We start from the raw sequence: 17,590 nt of genomic DNA, 5'->3' as shown, positions 1-17,590 counted from the left end.
TCGCTTTCAGCGCTGACGGTCATTGCCCCCGGTGTCGCCGAAACCCTCCATCTGTACCGCCGAGATCGTCCAGCGCCGCTGGCTGCCGTGCGCCGCGCTGTTCTTCGCGATGTCCTGCGCCATCTGGCTTGCTGCCGATGTGGCCGAGCTGGCCGCGGTCAGCGCACCCGTGTTCACCGCCGCCACCACCGGGATGCCGGTCGCCTTGCCCGTCACCTGGAATGTTGGGAAACCGGTAAGAAAGTACAGCGCTTCGCAAGCGTCGAAGCGCGGCATGGACGCCGTAGCGCAGAAACGGCATGTGTCAGCGACAAGTCAGGATTCGCCGTCGCCTCGATGCCGCTGCGCCCACCGGTTGCGTTCCCGAATGCCATTTCAATCAGGCGAGCCGCCTCCCGAACACGCGCCCCCAAAGCGATCGCCTGGGCCGGATCAGCCGCTCCGTCGACTGGCAGAATGCGTCGAACAGCGCAGGTACGTCGACCGGCTCGCCTTGCACCACCCTTTTCTGGATCGCCGTAAAGGCGCCGATCGCGAGGCTGGTACCGGGCAGATTGAGTACCGGCTCCCTTCCGAAGTGCGCACTGTCGGAAATCATCCAGGCCAGATCCAGCTTCTGCGCGAGGGCGTCGCCGAACGCAACGCCGAGCGCCTGCAGCTCGAGCACGTTGTGCGGACCGAAGCGTTTGGCCATCAAGACCGCCTGGACGATCAGCAGCTTTCCCCTGATGCTGTCGTACAGGAATTCGTGGCCGTCATCGAGCGGCTCGAGCAGCCACCGCCTCATCCTGTCGAATACCGCCAGGTCCGCGTCCGTGAGCGGGGTGATCGTTTCCAGGGTCTTGCGCATCGTTCACCTCTCTTCGCTCTCTTCGTACGCTTCGCACGCGTGGAAATGCCGCCATACGCACAAGACGTATCCAGCGACGCAAACCCGCATCAGAGCCTGCCGACCTTGATCGTTCTCCCCAGCTTCGCCCGCTCGCCCGGATTCAGGAACGTGCGCTGTGCGTCGCCAACCGCGCCCACCCCGAGGACGGCAACCGCACTGGAAGCGTCGTAGCCGAGCTGCTGCGTGCCGCGGCCCCGCCGCTTGTCGTCGCCGCCCTGCTCCCCAAAGCCCTCGACCTGCACGGAGATCGTCCAGCGCCGCTGGCTGCCGCCAGACGCGTTGTTCCTTGCGATGTCCTGCGCCATCTGGCTAGCCGCCGACGCGGCCGAGCTGGCGGCAGTCAGCGCACCCGTGTTCACCGCCTGCACCACCGGGATGCCGGTCGCCTTGCCCGTCACCTGGATGTTGTCCGCGTTCGCCACGCGCAGCGCCGCGACGTTCAGGTTGCCCGCGCGAATCCCCGCGTCGCCTGCGTCCACCGTGCCGCGCGGCGCGATCAGGTTCACCGTGCCCGGCGGCACGCCCGGCACACTCTGCAGCGTCGCGATGCCCGCGCCCGTCACCTCGCCGCGCGCATCGACCGTGCAATAGTGGTTCGCATCGCACACATACTGCGGCGCAGGCGTATCGGCCGACGACTTTGAGCCCTTGCCCGCGTTGATGTCGCCGTTCGAGCTCCAGATCGTCATGTCGCCGCCCTGCTCGGTGAACACGCGGCTTTGCGCGAGCAGCAGGCTCTGGTCCGTGAAGATGTTCACGTCGCCCTTCTCGAATGTCAGGATACCCATCGTGCCGGGGCCGGCGATGACGTTCCCGTAGCCGTCGACGATCTGCGGCGGCGCCGACGAGCTGCCCACCAGCGCCTGCCCACCCGGCCCGAGGATCGAGATGTTGCCGCCTTGCTGCGTCTGGATCGTCGTGCTGCGCATGTCGAGGTTGCCGGTGCTGACCTGCTTGTTCGCGCCATTGCTGCCGCCGCCGAGATTGTTCGCCGTATAGCCCAGTGACCCCGGGAACATCGCGTTGAGCGCCTCGTAGCCCCGTGCGTACTTCCGGTAATACGGGCTCGCGGCATTGTTGTAGTCCTCCCCGACCTGGGTCAGCACGTTGAACAGCACTTTTTCCGCAAAGAACTGCTGCACGTAAGACGGCAACGCCTGGAACTGCTTCCACGCATCGTCGGCCGTCATCTTGTCCACCTTCGCCTGCGCGTCCTGCAGGTCCTTTGCCAAACCGGTGTCGACGATCTGCCCCGCGTCGTAGTCCTTCATGAATGCGATCAGCGCCGGCGTCACGCTCGGCACGCCCGCGACCGAGCTGCCCGGCGCGATGTAGGTGGAGATGAACCCCGACAGATCGACGCCGGGCCCGACGCCGAACAGCACGTTGACGTTCGCGCTTTCATGGGGCAGGTTCGGATTGTTCGCATTGCCAACCGCGTCGATGCCGGTGAATACCTGGGTGACCGAGCCGGTGTCCGCGTGCGTGTTGTACAGTTCGACCCGGCTCGTCAGCGGACCGATATTGCGACCGGCCTGCACATCGAGCCAGCCCGGCCCGCCGATCGCCAGCACCGGCACGGCGCCACCGCCGTTATTCGGGAGCGGTGTGTCGTAGATGTCGCGGCCGGCCACGATACGGGTCACATCCGAACTACGCAGGTTCTGGCCGAGGAACGCCAGGTTGACGATGTCCTGCCCGGCCTGCACGAGCGCCGGCTTGTCGATCGACAGCGTGACGAGATTCCGGTAGAAGCCGTCGCTGCCGCCGAACGTATCGAGCGTACCGTTGACGATGCTCCCGTTCAGGCTGTAGATCCGCACAGGCGTCGTGTCGTCGTTGTGCAATGCCTCGAGCGCATGGGCGCCGAGCGTCGTGTCCGTCAACCGCGGAACCGTTGCTTGCGGGTTCGTCGGCGACGGCATCATCGCAGGATCGGCATCGGACATGCCCAGGTTGCTGGACAGGCCCACCCCGGTGGCGAGCCCCGCGACGTTCGACAGCGTCACCGACTGATTGGCAATCAGGTTCAACTGCCCGACCGCAGACGGATACAGCGTGCCGCCCGATACGACGTCGACGCCGCCATCGAACGCCGTCAGCTTCACGCTGGCGGGCAGCACCCCGGTCGCGCCGGTCAACATGCCGCCGAGCCCGCCGAGCCTGACATCGCCGGTCGTGGACAGCACGTTCACCGCGGAAGTCGACGAGTAACCTTGACTGTCGGCGTACTGCGAATAATTCGCGAGGGTCACGACAGGTGTCGGCGAACCGCCAGCCTGCACGAAGCTGCTCGAATACGACGGATCGAGCACCGCGCCGATCTCGACGCCTTGCCGCGCGGTCACGTTGAACACGCCGTCCTGCGCCGCAAGGATCGTCGATACGGCAACCGACCCCTGGCCAAGGGATCGGGAAGCCACGGAGATATCCGACCCGATGCTGCCGCCGGCCGAGATCGTGCCGGTTCCCTTCGCGACGAAATAGTCGCCGCTCAGAATATTGCCGCCGGCGCGCACCGTCAGGTTGCCGCCGCCGACGGTGACCGGGTTGCCGGTGTCATCCTTGTACCACGTGGTCGGCAAGGACACTGCCAGGTCCGAAATGTTGCCGCCCGCGCTGACGGACACGTTGCCGCCGACGCTCATCACGCCTTGATCGAAGGTGCCGAAGTCGATCGATGTGCGCGTCAACGGCGCGACTGGCACACCGGAGTTGATATCGGTGGTCTTGCCCGGCGAGATCTGCATCCACTGCCACCAGTACTGGCTGATGCTGTTGCCGGCGCTACCCGTCACCGCGCCCGTCGTATCGGTCACGTATTCGACACCGTTGATGTCTCCCTGCGCGCGAATCGTGATGTCGCCGGCCGAATCCGGATTGACGGTCGGCGTGGCCAGGATGTCGGGCTTCCCCGCCCCTCCGCTCATGACCGCCGAGACAATGCCCGGCGGCGGCCCGGCCTGGGTCGGCGCGCCGGCCGTATACACCACGCCGGGCGCGGTGGTATCCGCCAGCGTGAAAGCGTTGCCCGCGGCAATGTCGATCGACCCCGTACCGGTGCGAATCGTCGTCGGCTGCAGCAGCGTGAGCCCGTTCGACTCCACGTAGGCCGAATGCTGGCTCAGCGTCACGTTGCCGCCCGATGCGCTGCCGGCGCCGAACGCGGCGATCGGCTGCACCGCGAGCGGGTTGGCGCTCGCGACGTCGGCGCCGGCGACGATCCGGTACGACGAACTCTGGCCGCCCAGCAGCGCCGCAAAACTGATCGGCAGCGGGTTGTCGGCCGTCGCGACATTGGCTGGCACATTGCCGGGCAAGGTGCCGATATTGATCCCCGTATAGGGGATCGACAACGGTGCCGTCGGCGCGTAGAAGAAGCTGTACGCGTTCTTCGGGTTCGCGAGCGGTACCGGTAGGGATTTTGTACCGGATACCCGATCCAGATAGGCGTTATAGACGGAGATGTATTGTCCGTAATCGCCAGGACTCGACGAAAAAACCGGCGGCGTCGGTGTGCCGAACTTGTGGAAAAGGACTACCCCGTTTCGGACTATCCCGGTGACGGTCACACTCGTATATCCCCACAACCAGCTGCCCGGCCCGTTGTATGCCGCCAGATAATCCTGATAGGACGAATAGTCCGAAAGAACGGGAGCCGCGACACGCAAAGGGGACCAAGGCATGATATGGAGCGCGTAGCGTCCGCTCGCCCAGTCTCCGTAATACGTCCCCCACGAATTCGCATACTGCAGATAGTCGGAGTAGTAGTCGGCCGACTGATTCTTCAGCGGTGCACTCAGCGCGACATTCGGGTCATGGAGCGGGTTCGTCGCGTCGCTGCTGATTGAAGTCAGGGATTGACTCGTCCCGTCGGTGAACTGCACCGTGATCGATGCCGGATCGTCGAGCGACATCAGGCTGTCGTACAGCGACACGGCATCGGTATAGGTGCCGGTGGCCGACGCACTTCCCGCCGCCCCCAGGATCGTCGCCACCGCGCTCTGGTAAAACCCGTCCGTTATGCTGGCCTGCGCATCGAAATTGTTCGCAGCCCGGAACGTCAGCATCGGCGCGATCGTGTGCTGGTAGCGATAGACGGGCACGATCGTTCCGTTATTGTTCGGCAACCCGGTTCCCAGATTCCAGTTCGACAGGATCGAGATGTTGCCGCCGTTGATCGCCGTGCTCGGATTGTCGAACTCGATGCCAGGCGCCACCCGGAAATTCGCGACGTTCGCCGTGGATCCCTGCAGCTTCGGCCCATTAACGCCGACACCGTTCTGGACGAAGTCCATCAGCGTGCCGGGCATCATCGACAGCGTGCCGTCGCTGGCCTTCACGATCTGTCCGCCGTAGTACGTCTGGTGATCGGTGTTCGGATTGGTCGGCGCGAAGTACGTGCTGTCCATTCCTGCGAAACCGATCGCCGCGATACCGCTGTGCAGCGACGCAAGATCGGCCTGACTGCCGGTCAGGTTCGCCTGCGCACCGGTCGCGTTGTTCGTCAACGTGCCGCCGCCATCACCGGTCGCATTCGGTGTGAATGTGAAAGTCGGCGGATTGGTGCCTTGCGCGGTAAACGTGCCGGCCAGCAGGTGCCCGTTGCTGTCGTACCAGCCGGCCGGATCGACGATGCCGTCGAAATGTTTCGCGCCGGTGCTCGCGTCGGTCGTGCTCCATACCGCGTATGCTTCGAGCGTCGTCGCGCGCGTACCCTTGATGCCGTACTTCGGCTCCGACGGCGAATTCAATGTGACGTTGACCGAGCCGTCCATCAGCAGCGGCGCACGGAAATTCACCGTGCCGCCCGACAGCCCGCCCGCAGTGCCGCCCGATACGTCGATCAGCGCGTTCGCGCCCAGCACGATCCGGCCGGAGTTGGCCTGCTCGATGTTCTCGTAGCCGTAGGTCGCATTGGTCGCGATCGATTGGTGTGTCGCCGGATCGACAATCGTCGGATCGAACACCGCGCTCGTGCCGACGTTCACCTTGCCGCCTCGCTGGGTCGGATCCGATCCGCGCGCGAGCAGCGTGCCTTCGATGTCCACCCCGCTCCTGCCGTACAGATCGATCTCGCCGCCCGCGTTGCCCGATGCGTCGATCGTACCCAGCACGTTCACGTTGCCGTTCGCCGTATCCGATGCGTTGCCCGCGCCGCCGTCCGCCGTCAGCGATACCGTGCGTGCGGTCAGTGCGTTGCCGGCCGACAGCGTCAGGTTGCCCGACTTCGTGTGGACCGTGATCGACTGGTTCACGCCGCTCGATGCGAGCGTCTTCGCGAGGCCATCGAGATCCACCGCACCGGCCGTGTCGAGCGACAGCGAGCCGCCCGTGTAGCCCGCCGCCGCACCGCCCTTGATCGTGCCGTTCAGGTTCACGACCTGTTGCGGTGCCGACAGCGTCAGGCTGCCGGCCGCGCCGCCGCCGTTCGCGCCCGAGAAGTCCAGCGTCGAGCCGGATTGCACGTCCACCGTACCGTGGTCCGCCGTCAATGTGATCGACCCCGCCGGCGCATACCGTGTCACGTCGAAGAACTGCTTCGATACGCCCGCCGAACTCACCGTCGAGCCGCTGCCGATCGTCAGATTCCCGCTCGTTGCGACCAGGCTCACGTTGCCCGCCGGCGCGGCAAGCGTCGCGCCGTTGTCGCTGACCGTGCCGCCGATGAAGCTGAATGCGCCACCCACCGGCGTCTTCGTCAGGGCCGTGCCGGTCGCGCCATTCAGCGTCAGCGTACCGGTCGTCTTCACCGTCGATGCCGAACTCGTATCGGCCAGATACACGGGCGCTGCGAGCGTCACCGGCAGCGCGCCGAAGTCGAACGTGCCCGTGTTCTGACCGACGATGCCGCCCGTGCCCGTCATCGACACGCTCCCGAATCCGCTCACCGTCTTCGTGCCCGCGCCGAAGTCAATTTCCTTCGCGTTCACGGTCAACGTGCCGTTGCCCGACGTCGCCGTTCCGACAGGTGCCCCGGTCTCGTTCGTAAGCTCGATCTGCGGCGCGTTCAGCGTCACATGCCCGCCGTCGCTCGTGAACGTGCCGGCGCTCAAGTCCACGCTGTTGCCGAACGTCGCGTTCACGTCGCCGATGAAGCCGATTGCGCCATAGCTGCGCAGCGTTACCTGCTGTGCGTTCGCGAACTGCGCGAGCCCCGCCGGATCGATCACGAAGCCCGGCAGGTTTGCCGCAACCGCGCCGTTCGCGCTCGTGAACGTGATCGCCGAGCCGTCCGCCGTAATTGCCTTCGCCGACAGCACCGCGCTCGGATCGACCTTCAGGTTTCCAGACGAATCGAGCGTCAGCGCCTGACCGCCCGCGAGCGTCGCACCGGCGCCCACGGTCAGCAGACCCGTGCCCTTACCGCCCGTACGCGTGAGCGGTGCCATCGCGCCGTTCGACACGCGCAGCAGCGCACCATCGCCCACGATCGTGATCGGCTGATCCTTCGCGGCCGGGTAATCACCCGTGCCCGCGATCGACGCGCCCGCATCCACGCGCAGCCCGTTCGCGGCATTCGGGTCCGTGCCGCTCGCATCGGTCTTCGTGACCAGCAGGATTTCCGGTCCCTTCAGCGACGTGTTGCCGTTGTTCGACACCACCACGCTGTTCGCAATCGGCGTGATCGTCACACCGCTCGTCGTCGCGGTGCGCGTGCCACCGATCAGCAGGCTGCCCGCGTTCAGCGAATCGAGCGCGTCACCGCTGATCTGCAGATAGCCCGCCAGCGCCAGCGCGCCATTGCCCGTGATCTGGATGTCCTGCGACGCGATATCGACTTCCGCCGGCGCACCGCCTGTAGCGGCCGCCGTATTCAGCGTCGCACCGAGCGCCAGTGCCTTCGTCGCGGCCAGCACCAGTTGCCCGCTATCCATCGGTAGCGGCGGCGTCACGTTCCCCTTGCTTGCCGCAAGCGACGTGAAGAAGCTGTTGGCGTCCCTCAGCGTGTACTGCGAGTACTGCTGCCACACCGGCCCCGATTGCACGTTGAACAGCGTGGGCGTCGCGCTGCGGCTGCCCGTGACCGCATCCGCAAAGTAGCCTGCCGTCACCACCGTGCCATCCGGCAGCACCTTGCTCGCGCCCGGCGCCACGTTGCCCGTCATGCTCGACACCGTCACCCGATACGCACCGCGCAACGTCGCGTACTTGCCCGGCAGCAGCGTGTAGTAGCCCGGCGCCAGCCCCGGCACGCCGGCCAGATACACGGCCTTGCCAATCGCGTCATTCAGGCCCGCCTGGCCGACACCGAGCGTCACGGTCGTGGTCGTCGCCGTGCCATTGCTGGCGACGTCCGGTTGCACGGTCTGCGCAAACACCGGGTCGTACGCCGCCACCGGCGACTGCGCGCCCGGCACGATCGCGTAGACGCTCCCCGCGCCCACGTTGATCGGCATGGCCGTCGCGCCTTTGCCGCTCGCGTAGCTGATGTTGTACTGCGACAGCACGTCCCGCGTGCCGCCCGTGCCCGGCACCCACTCGGCCGCCTGCAGGTCGCCGCCGCCCGACAGGTCGATTGTTGCGCCCTTGTCGAGTGCGACGCGGCTGCCGTTCACACCAATGAACTTCGCCGGCGGCGCGCTCAGATCGTACGCCGTCACGCCCGCGAGCGGACTGAACCGCCACTCGACACCGTCGATTGTCGTGCCGTACGGAATGATCGCGCCGCTGCCCGATACCGACGTGATGCTGCCGTTCGCGAACCGCACCGAATCGGTCGCGACCAGCGGCAGGCTGTTGAACTGCGCCAGCGTCGCAGCGTTCGTCGGGTCGCCCACGCCGAACACGAGCGTGCCGAACGGCGCGTGCACCGCGCCGCCCTGCACGATGTTCGTCGCGTCCACCAGCAGCGCACCGCCGGCCGACAGCGGTGTGCCTGACGCGCCGTTCGACGCGAACGTGACCGTCGTGGGCGCGGGCGTGCCCGTGACCGGATCGGCCGGCCCGACCGCGTCGACGATGAACGTGCTGCCCGTCGCCGGATACACGCTTGCCGCGTTGAACGTCAGATCGCCGGGCGTATACAACGCGCCGGGCATCAGCGCGACGGGGCCGTTCGTCGCCACGTTCGTCGAGCTCAACCGGATATCGCCGTGGCTGTCGAAGTTCGCGTGCCCGAAGTTGTTCAGCTGGACCTGATTGCGCAGGTCGATGAACGACGCATTGACGTTCAGCGTCGCATCCGACACCGTCGCGACCGGCGTGAATTGAGGAGACAACGACGTATTCACCGGCCCGACCACCGCGACATACGGCGCGTCGATCGTCACATGCGTGCCGAGCGGATTCGCCGGCGCTTGCGCGAGCATGGCCGACAGCGCCGTGTTGCTGCCCCACTGCTGAGCCGGCGTCGACAGCAGCGTGTCGAGCTGGTCGAGGCCCAGTGCGGCGATCCGGCTGGTATTCAGCGTCACCGACCCCGGCAACGTCAGGTTCACGTTGCCGGCAAACGCGATCGGCGTGAACGGCATCGGGAGCGGAGGCGGTGTGCTGTCGCCCAGCACGAGGTTCGAAATCCCCGAGCCGTTCAGGCGATCGGCGGCGAACTGGATCACGCCGGTCGGCTGCCCGATCGGCTGACCGGTGGTCGGGTCGATCGCCGTCGTAAAGTCCTGGCCCGGCGCCAGCCCGGCGGGCGCGAGCGTCCCGCTCTGCCGCACGACCAGCGCGGTCGCGCCCGGCACGCCACCGTTCTGGCGCGGCAGGACCGTCAGCGTGCCACCGCCTGCCTGTGCAGCGCCGGCGTGGGCGGACAGCGTTGCATCCGCAAACAGGCCGTTTGCGGCGGACAGCGTAATCGAGCCTGCGTTGCTCCACACCGGCTGCGACGCAACCGTGCCGTTCGCCTGCAACTGGTCGAAGTGCGCCACCGTGCCCGACACGTCGATCTTCGAACCGGCCTGCGCGACGACATAGCCGGCATCGCTCGACAGCGTCACCGAACCTCCCGGCAATACCTTGCCGATGTTCGGCAAGACAGTTTGACCGCCTGCCTTGACCGGCGCGGCGAGCGGATTGGCCAGCGCAACGCCCGACACGTCGAGCGTCGCATCGGGGCCGAGCCAGACCGACCGGCTGTTGCTCGTGACGTAGACGCTGAACTGCCCTGGCTGCGCAAACGAGCCGCCCGAGTCCGCGCTCAGCATGATCGAACCGCCCGGCGCATGCACGGAACCCAGCACCGTCACCTGCGTCGGCGAACCGAAGCCGATGCTCGCACCGGCATCCGCCTGGATCGACGCGCCGGCCGACAGCGTGACCGCGCCGGTCACGTCCGGATAAGACGGCAGCGTAGTCGGCGATGCCTGCCACGACACGTCGCTGCCCGCCGTCAGCACGAGGCTCGTCGCCTGCCGGTGATACGCATCGAACTGGCCGCTCGTCGTCAGGCCCGCCGTCGACAGGTTCGTGCCCGTGCCCGCCTGCTGCAGCGCCAGCACGTCCGGGAGGCGGTTCTGCTGCGTCAGCACGATCGATGTACCGGGCGCCACTGTCGTGTCGTAGAACGCGTTCAGCACGTACTTGCCGAAGCCCTGCTGCGAGAAGAAGCTCGCGGGCAGATAAACGTCCCATGGCGACGCCGCCGACGGATCGCCGCCGATCCGGAAGCCGAGTGCCTGCAGCGTCAACGTGCCGCCGCCGGAAAATCCTTCGCTCAGGATCGTGCCGCCCAGCGCGAGCGTGCCGGCCGTCGGCTGCGCGGTGGGCAGGTAGTGCCCGTGAACGTCGATATGTCCGAATTGCAGGTTCTGCGGCGCCACGTACGTGCTCAGCGACACATTGCCGGCCCGCCCCATCGGCACGCCGTTCTGCATCAGCAGCTGGCCGTTCGCGAGCATCTCGCCGCCGCCCGACACGTCCAGCACGCTGCCCGGCTGCAGCACGATCGAGCCGGTCGTGTCCGAGTAAGTGCCGTCGCTCAACCCGACCGAGCTCTCGTTCGCCGACAGCGAAATGCTGCCGCCGTTGATGAACTGGCTGTTTCCGGGCGTCGTGCCCGGCAGCACCCGCACGTCGTTGTTCACCCACTGGCCGGCGGCACTGATCACGCCCTGCGGTCCCACCACGACGTTGCCGCCGCTCGCGATCGAAATCGTGCCCGACGGCGCGGACAGACGCCCCGCCACGTTGACGTCCGCGCCGACCGGCGGGCTGCTGAGCGTAATGGAACCGCCCGGCTGCAGGTTCAGTTGTGTGCCCTGCCCGACCACGATGCCCTTGCCCGCGGTGTAGTCCTCGGTCACGCTCAGGTTCGCGAAGCCGCCGTTGTTCAGCGTCGCGACCGGCACCACCATCGTCGTCAGCAGGCTTTGCGGATCGCTGGCGGCCGGCGTTGGCGACGCGCTCCCTGCGAGCGGCGTATCGATCGAAAAACCCGGCATCAGATCGTCCAGCGGCGGCGCCTGGTCCTGCAGGATCACGAGGCCCGAAACACCGGACGGCGCGCCGCTGCTCTTGTTCCATGCGAGGCCGATCACCGCGCCGCTGCCGAGCTTCGGATCGACGCCGAGGTTGAGCGTGCCGCCCGACGGCAGGCTGTTGCCCTGCACCTGCTTCGATCCGCCGAACGCCTGTGCGCTGATGTCGCCGTCGAGCACCAGCGCCTGCGACGCATACAGATCGAGCGTGCCCGCGTTGCCGCCGACGATGTAGTCGCCCTGGTACACGCCCCCCGTTTGCAGCGGGTTGTACCACGACTTCGTCACGCCCCAGCGCGGATGCGATTCGGTGAACTCGCCGGCAATGCCGACATAGGTATCGTACGGATTCGCCTGTCCGATCGGCACGATCGCGCCGTTCGCATCGACGAGCCGTGTCGTGTTGACCATCCCGCCGTCGTAATGCACGTAGCCGCCGTTCAGGTTCATCGATGAACCGGCGGCCGTCATCACTTCGTTGCCCGACAGCGTGATCGTGCCGCCGTTCGTCAGCAGCTGATCGACCGTGCGCGGCATCAGGTTCGCGTAACCCGACAGGTTCAGGATCGGGCTGCCGACCCACTGCACGCCGTCGCTACGGGTGCCTGTCAGCGTGCTGTCGACCACTACGCCCTTCAAGCCAAACAGGAACCCGTTGCGCAGCAGCGGTGAATCCGCCAGCTCGTTCTGGCCGATCCGGTCGATCGTGAGCAGCGTCTTCGAAATCGGCAACTCGACGTTCGCGAGGCCCGACACGTCGATCGTCGCGCCGTCGTCCAGATAGATCCGGCCGGGCACCGCGGTTTGCCCCGGCGGGACGACACCGGCAACCGACGGCGTCAATGCCGTCACCGTCACGCTCGAACCCGGCGCCTCGACCAACGCCCCGCCCTGGAACCACACCGCGCCCGCCGTCATCGCGATGCTGCCCGGCGTGAACACCGTGCCCGGCGTCGACGTCGCCGTCTGCCCGTTGTCGTCCGGCAGCACCATCGTCACCGATCCGGGGCCGAAGCTCAGCAGGCCCGCACGGTGCACATCGTCCGCGCCGCCGACCCCGCCCGTCGCCTGCCCTCGTCCCGGATACGCGTTACCCGACGGATTGTTCGAGCTGTACTCGTCGGCCGTCGAGATCGTGATCGTGCCCGGCGTGTTCACGCTCGTCGTCACGCCCACCACGCCGTTCTGCGCGACGCGGCTGCCCAGCAGGTTCACGTTGCCGCGTGCGGCCTGCACGATGCCCGTATTGGTCAATGTGCCGGCCGGCGTGATGTCGATCGACGCGCCGCTTTGCAGGTCAGTCGTCACGAGCTGTCCGCTCAACTCCGGCAGCAGGATCTGCGGATTCTTCGCGCCGAACGCGTTGGGCCGGACGCTGACACCCACGCCCGCCGCAAGCACGACCTGCCCGGCCGTTGCCGTGATGCTGCCGCCGTTCGTCACGTTCGGCGCCGCCACCAGCACAAAGCCGCCGTCGCTGACCGTGCCGTTGGTATGCGTCGTGATCGATGCGCCCGGCTCGATCGTGATGTCGCCCGGCGCCTGATACGGACCGCTGACGTTCGCCGTGTTGCCGAGGCCCAGCACTTCGTTCGGTACCCCGGCCGCCCCTTGCACCGTGGTCGAATTTCCAGACTCCGGATACGCGAGGCCACCCGTCGTGCCCGCCGGCAGGCTCAGGAACTGCTGGTTGCTCGCGGCGATCCCGTCGGGCGTCGGCACCGGCTGGTTCTTCATGTCGAGCAGGTTCAGCGACGACGCGACCAGCGAATGCACGTTCACCTGCGACCCCGCGCCGAACAGCGCGCCGTTGCGGTTGATCACGTACACCGCGCCCTGTGCGGTGACGTTGCCGAGAATCTGGCTCGGCCGCCCGCTCGGATCGTTGATCCGGTTCAGCACCGCCCAGTTGTTCGCGCCGTTCGTCTGCTTGCCCGCCGACTGGTCGAAGTTCAGCGTCGTCTGCCGGCCGACGTTCATCGTCTCCCACGTCAGCACCGCGTTCTGTCCGGTCTGCTTGACGTCCACGTTCACGTGGCCGCTGCTGTCCACCGTCTGCTGCGGCCCGTTTGCGTTGACCCACAGCAGCGGATTGCTCGCGTCGGTGTTCTGGCTGATCAGGTTGCCGTTGTTGTCCTTCGCGAAGGTGATGCCCGGCGCCACTTGCAACCCGCCCGGCACGAGCCCGTTCGGCACGGTCGACGGCAGCCCGGCCACCGCAGCAGCCGCACTCTGCTGCGCGGCGATTTGCGCGGCCACTGCCTGCGCCGCATGCCCGAGATTGCGGATCGACGGCTGGCTCGCCTGCAACGCCTGCTGCGCCGACACGCCGAGGTTCGGCACGCCCGGCACGCCGCTGCCGCCCGCACCGCCGCCCGACGCACGCGCCGTCGCCTGCCCGAGATTCATGATGCCGGCTGCCTGCACATGCGCGGCGACGCCCGCCGCGAGCATCAGCACCACGGCATGACGGAGCGGCCGAAGCCGCAGCAAAAACGCTTCCTGAGCGACCCTGGCTGCGCCCGACTGCTGGCTGGTACGACCGCTGCTTTCCGACACCCGCGATGGCATAACGAACCCGATTTGGTTAGGCAAACGACAACGAATGGATGGCCAGTTCGAGGACAGGCAGCCCTCCGCCTCGCACGGGACGAGCAGCGGATACCGGCGTGCGTGCGCAAACGCACGCGCCGATACCGGGCAGGCTCGGGAGCACGAGGCCGGAACTGGACGACTCATTTACGATGACGCGCGAGAATCCGGATACCGCAAGAGATTGCGAAATGGCGTTGCTCGAACGACGGCCGTCCGGACGCGCACAGCCCTGATCCGCAGCCTCTCATCCGCGTGTTGCACGCGCGCGATGCGAGGCGCCGGATTTCACGGCCTCATGGGAGATGACGGGTGACGCGCCGAATACCGCAAGCGCGTGGCCCGCGGGTGCCGCCGGCGGACGGCAGACGGACGCGCGTCAGGTGAGAACGACGATGCCGCCGGGGAGCCGCGTGATGCGCGCGCCGTACGCCTGGCTCAGCGTGTCGATCAGCGCATCGAGGCGGGCAATCGGCGCCTGCGCGGCCACGCTCATGCGGCCCAACGACGCGTTCCTGAGAACCACCCGCCCGGGGCGATAGCGGTTGATTTCGTCGATGACCTGCGCGAGCGGCACGCCATCGAACACGAGCATCCCGCGGCGCCACGCGACGACAGCAGCGGGATCGACGGTGGAAACGGGATGGACGACGCGGTCGTCATACACGAGCTGCTGCGCGGCCGACAAGGTCAGGCGGGTGTGCGGATGCTCGAACGCGACCGAGCCGGACACGCAGGTGACACAGACCTGCCCGTCACCGCCGCGACGGACGTCGAACCGGGCCCGCGTCGCGAGCATCCGGCCCCGGCCCGCGACGACGACGAACCCGCCCGTGCCCCCCGGCTCGCGCGCCGGCGGCTCGGCGACGATCTCCGCCTCGCCGGCCAGCAGGTCGATCCCGCGGTGCGGCGCGGATCCGGACGAAACGCGCAGCGCATCGATCCGCGTCTGCGCGCTCATCGCGACCGTCACCCCTTCACCGACGGCGATCTGGCGTTGCTCGCCGGTGCCCGTCCGATAGTCGGCGACGAGATCCGTGAGCGCGGGCCACAACTCGAACGGCGGACGCAACGCGAGCCACGACGCGCCCGCCGCGACCGCGAAGCCGACGAACGCGCGCCGGCCGGGCCGCAACGCTGGCTGCCGGCGGGGTTGGCCCACGGCCGACCGCGCGGCCGCGGCCGCTGCCGTCGCTGCCTCCTGCTCGGCGACGCGAACGCCGGCCGGCCGCAGGCCGGCCCACATCTCGCGCACCGTCGCTGCCGTCTGCGGATTCGCGGCGCACCAGTCCTTGAACGCGTTGAGCTGGTCCGGCGTGACCTGCCCCGAGCGCAGATGCACGAGCCACATCGCCGCCTGGGCCTGTACGTCGTCGCGAGGGTCGTCCGAGTGGGTCATCATCGTGGTATTCAAAATTTCCGCCGCCCGCTGGTATGGCTCTCGCCACTCTCGCCGCGCTCGTTCATGCGCTCGAGGCAATGGCCGATCGCTTGACGGAGCTCGAGCTCGACGAGCCGAAGCGAAATCCCCATCCGCTCGGCGATTTCCTTGTTCAGTTGGCCTTCGACGCGGGCAGCCAGCAGGATCGCCCTGCGCCGCGGCGGCAGTTCCTGCAGCACCTCGGTCAGCAGGTCGATGGTCAGCCGCGCGCCGACGATCCGCTCGGGGTCCGCGCGATCGTCGGGAATCTCCAGCACCTCGTCGATGTCCGCCTGATCGACGTAATGCTGGTCGCGGCGATGCTGGTCGATCGCGAGGTTGTTCGCCATGCGCATCAGATACGCTTCGGAATTCGACACGGTGCCGGGCACGCTGGCATTCTCCAGCTTCAGCCAGGTTTCGTGCAACAGGTCGGCCGCGCGATCCCGCGTGCCGACCAGGCGCTCGAAGCGGCGAAGCCAGTGCGCGTAGCGGGATTCGAGCAGCTTCTTCAGGTGGCTGCGGGTGCTGTCGGTCATGATGCGTTACCGCGCCTCCTGGTCGGCAGGCGGACAGTCGGCGTGGATCCCGTTGCCGGCCGGGCGCAGCAGAATCGTCACCGGCACGGGGAATCCCGCGGGCGGCGGCGCGTCGATCGTCAGCGCGCGGAGCGCACGGCCGATCGCGGCGTCCCGCGCCGGCATGCCGGTCGATGCGAGCAGGTCGACCATCGTGACCTTGCCGCCGCGGTCGATCTGCAATTGCGCGGCCAGCCGGTAATCACCCGGCCGGGTCAGCGGTGTCGCGCACAGTGCAGTGGTCAGGTTCGCCTGGATCATCGCGATATATGGACGGTAGTCGCCGCCATCCAGCGCACCGTCGGTGTTGTTCGTCGTTGGCTGCGGACGGGCCGGCGGTGCCGGCGCCGCATCGTCCTGCTCGATGACCGCCTGATCGGCGCCGACGATTTTCGCCCGCAGTCCGGTGCCGGCCAGCGCCACGCGCAACGCGTCCGCCGGCAGATAGGTGCCGTGAACCGGCGCGCTGACCCGGCCGTCAATCAGCGGCTTCGGCGCCACCACCACGAGGCTCGTCGAGTAGAACGCCCGCAACAGCTCCGCCAGCGGCTGCGCCGGAAGATCGAAGTGCCGCGCGCCCGGCGCGTTGGCTACGTCGGCCTCATCGGCGTCCCGCGCCCAGGCACACTGCGTCGTCAGGAAACCCCACCATCCGACGCATACGGCAAGCGCCAGCGCACCGGCCGCCGCCCGGTAGCCTGTCATAGCTCGAAACCGGAAAATAGGTTCGGCGTGTCGTGGTCTCCAACGCGCCATCCGCATCAAACTGGACGGCATATCCTAGAAACCGGATGTGACAATCCGAAGTAATTGGTTCACTTGGCGGAAAACGGTGAACCGTCCGCAACCGCCGACTAGTAAATTTTTGGGCCCAATTCTGTGGCGAGGTACTGTTCCGTCGGACTTGCACATTCCCTCTCGAACAGGAACAAGGCCGATTTCCTGCTTTAACGAGACTGGTTTCACCATCGTCTTGCGACGAAGGCCAGGGCTTTCCTCTCCACATACTGACACCGTGGAACTCACGTTGTTGATCCACCGGTCGAACGCAAGCACTTGTAGCGACGCTCTTCGTCGCCCAAATTATCGCAAGCGACATCGCGACGCCATCGACGACACGTTGGTACGCCGCCATGTCGAGCGATTCAACAGGCTTCGCAGTAGACCCGCTGATCCCGAGTGTCGAATCCCTACTTCAGGGACGCGCGGGCAGGGAGATGTTTTTAACCATCGTCTCGGTGTTCGCAACCACTCGATATGGATACCTGGCGGCGGAATACAAGAAATTGTCTCCCAAATATGGGGTGGACAATGCGATCTTGTCGATAAACCAGACGTGAGTTTCTCTTACTCCATGCCGCGTCTCACACCCGAAATCATTGCTGGTGTTGCACGCCAGACCCAGGCTCCATTCCGATGCCTCTGGTGTAGATCAACCCGGCACGCCGATGTGGATGCCGCACGGAATCCCCTGCCGAGACGTCCTCTACCGCCCGATGGTCACAAGCGACATTGCGACGATATTCTTGGCGCTCCGGTCCGCCGCCACGTCAAGCGAACTACCAGACCACGGGGTAGATCTGCCGATCACGGCCTGTCTAATTCCTACTTCAGACGGGGACGGGCGAGCAGGGTGAAATTCCAATTATTAACCAGTTGATTTCAATCGCGAGGTACGGATACCACA

Annotated in this window: 7 protein-coding genes; 1 reads left to right on the top strand and 6 read right to left on the bottom strand. The window is 66.7% G+C overall.

Going from position 1 to position 17,590, the window contains the following annotated elements:
- Positions 1 to 6: 6 nt before the first annotated feature.
- From DID96_RS27420 to DID96_RS27395, 6 genes are all read right to left on the bottom strand, one after another.
- Entirely contained in the window at positions 7 to 276 is a 270-nt protein-coding gene (locus DID96_RS27420; protein ID WP_124602372.1) for a hypothetical protein, read from the bottom strand.
- A 103-nt stretch (positions 277 to 379) separates the two neighbouring features.
- The gene (locus tag DID96_RS27415) at positions 380 to 850 is read right to left on the bottom strand and encodes a DUF3806 domain-containing protein (protein ID WP_124602371.1); all 471 of its coding nucleotides are present in this window, start codon (positions 848 to 850) and stop codon (positions 380 to 382) included.
- Positions 851 to 939: 89 nt separating this feature from the next.
- Positions 940 to 13,767 carry a filamentous haemagglutinin family protein gene (locus DID96_RS27410; protein WP_124602385.1) on the bottom strand — a complete coding sequence of 4,276 codons (12,828 nt, stop codon included), beginning with the start codon at positions 13,765 to 13,767 and terminating at the stop codon, positions 940 to 942.
- A 517-nt stretch (positions 13,768 to 14,284) separates the two neighbouring features.
- Positions 14,285 to 15,307 (bottom strand): FecR domain-containing protein, encoded by a 1,023-nt coding sequence (locus DID96_RS27405; RefSeq protein ID WP_124602370.1) that lies wholly within the window; start codon positions 15,305 to 15,307, stop codon positions 14,285 to 14,287.
- A gap of 8 nt (positions 15,308 to 15,315) precedes the next feature.
- A complete protein-coding gene (locus DID96_RS27400) occupies positions 15,316 to 15,864 on the bottom strand; it encodes an RNA polymerase sigma factor (protein WP_124602369.1) in 549 nt (182 codons plus the stop codon).
- 6 nt (positions 15,865 to 15,870) lie between these two features.
- Positions 15,871 to 16,665 carry a TonB C-terminal domain-containing protein gene (locus tag DID96_RS27395; RefSeq protein WP_260464023.1) on the bottom strand — a complete coding sequence of 265 codons (795 nt, stop codon included), beginning with the start codon at positions 16,663 to 16,665 and terminating at the stop codon, positions 15,871 to 15,873.
- Positions 16,666 to 17,036: 371 nt separating this feature from the next.
- On the opposite strand from DID96_RS27395, the gene DID96_RS27385 reads away from it, so the two are divergent.
- The gene (locus DID96_RS27385) at positions 17,037 to 17,243 is read left to right on the top strand and encodes a hypothetical protein (RefSeq protein WP_124602368.1); all 207 of its coding nucleotides are present in this window, start codon (positions 17,037 to 17,039) and stop codon (positions 17,241 to 17,243) included.
- Positions 17,244 to 17,590: the final 347 nt, after the last annotated feature.

The organism is Burkholderia sp. Bp8963 (assembly GCF_003854275.1).
Lineage (GTDB): Bacteria > Pseudomonadota > Gammaproteobacteria > Burkholderiales > Burkholderiaceae > Burkholderia.
The sequence above is the reverse complement of the archived record's forward strand: the minus strand, read 5'-3'. Positions and strand labels throughout refer to the sequence as shown.

What these genes read in the sequence shown, in the direction of transcription:
- DID96_RS27420 (WP_124602372.1), bottom strand. Translation starts at nt 276, where the DNA reads ATGCCGCGCTTCGACGCTTGCGAAGCGCTGTACTTTCTTACCGGTTTC.
- DID96_RS27415 (WP_124602371.1), bottom strand. Translation starts at nt 850, where the DNA reads ATGCGCAAGACCCTGGAAACGATCACCCCGCTCACGGACGCGGACCTG.
- DID96_RS27410 (WP_124602385.1), bottom strand. Translation starts at nt 13,767, where the DNA reads ATGCTCGCGGCGGGCGTCGCCGCGCATGTGCAGGCAGCCGGCATCATG.
- DID96_RS27405 (WP_124602370.1), bottom strand. Translation starts at nt 15,307, where the DNA reads ATGATGACCCACTCGGACGACCCTCGCGACGACGTACAGGCCCAGGCG.
- DID96_RS27400 (WP_124602369.1), bottom strand. Translation starts at nt 15,864, where the DNA reads ATGACCGACAGCACCCGCAGCCACCTGAAGAAGCTGCTCGAATCCCGC.
- DID96_RS27395 (WP_260464023.1), bottom strand. Translation starts at nt 16,665, where the DNA reads ATGCGGATGGCGCGTTGGAGACCACGACACGCCGAACCTATTTTCCGG.
- DID96_RS27385 (WP_124602368.1), top strand. Translation starts at nt 17,037, where the DNA reads ATGTCGAGCGATTCAACAGGCTTCGCAGTAGACCCGCTGATCCCGAGT.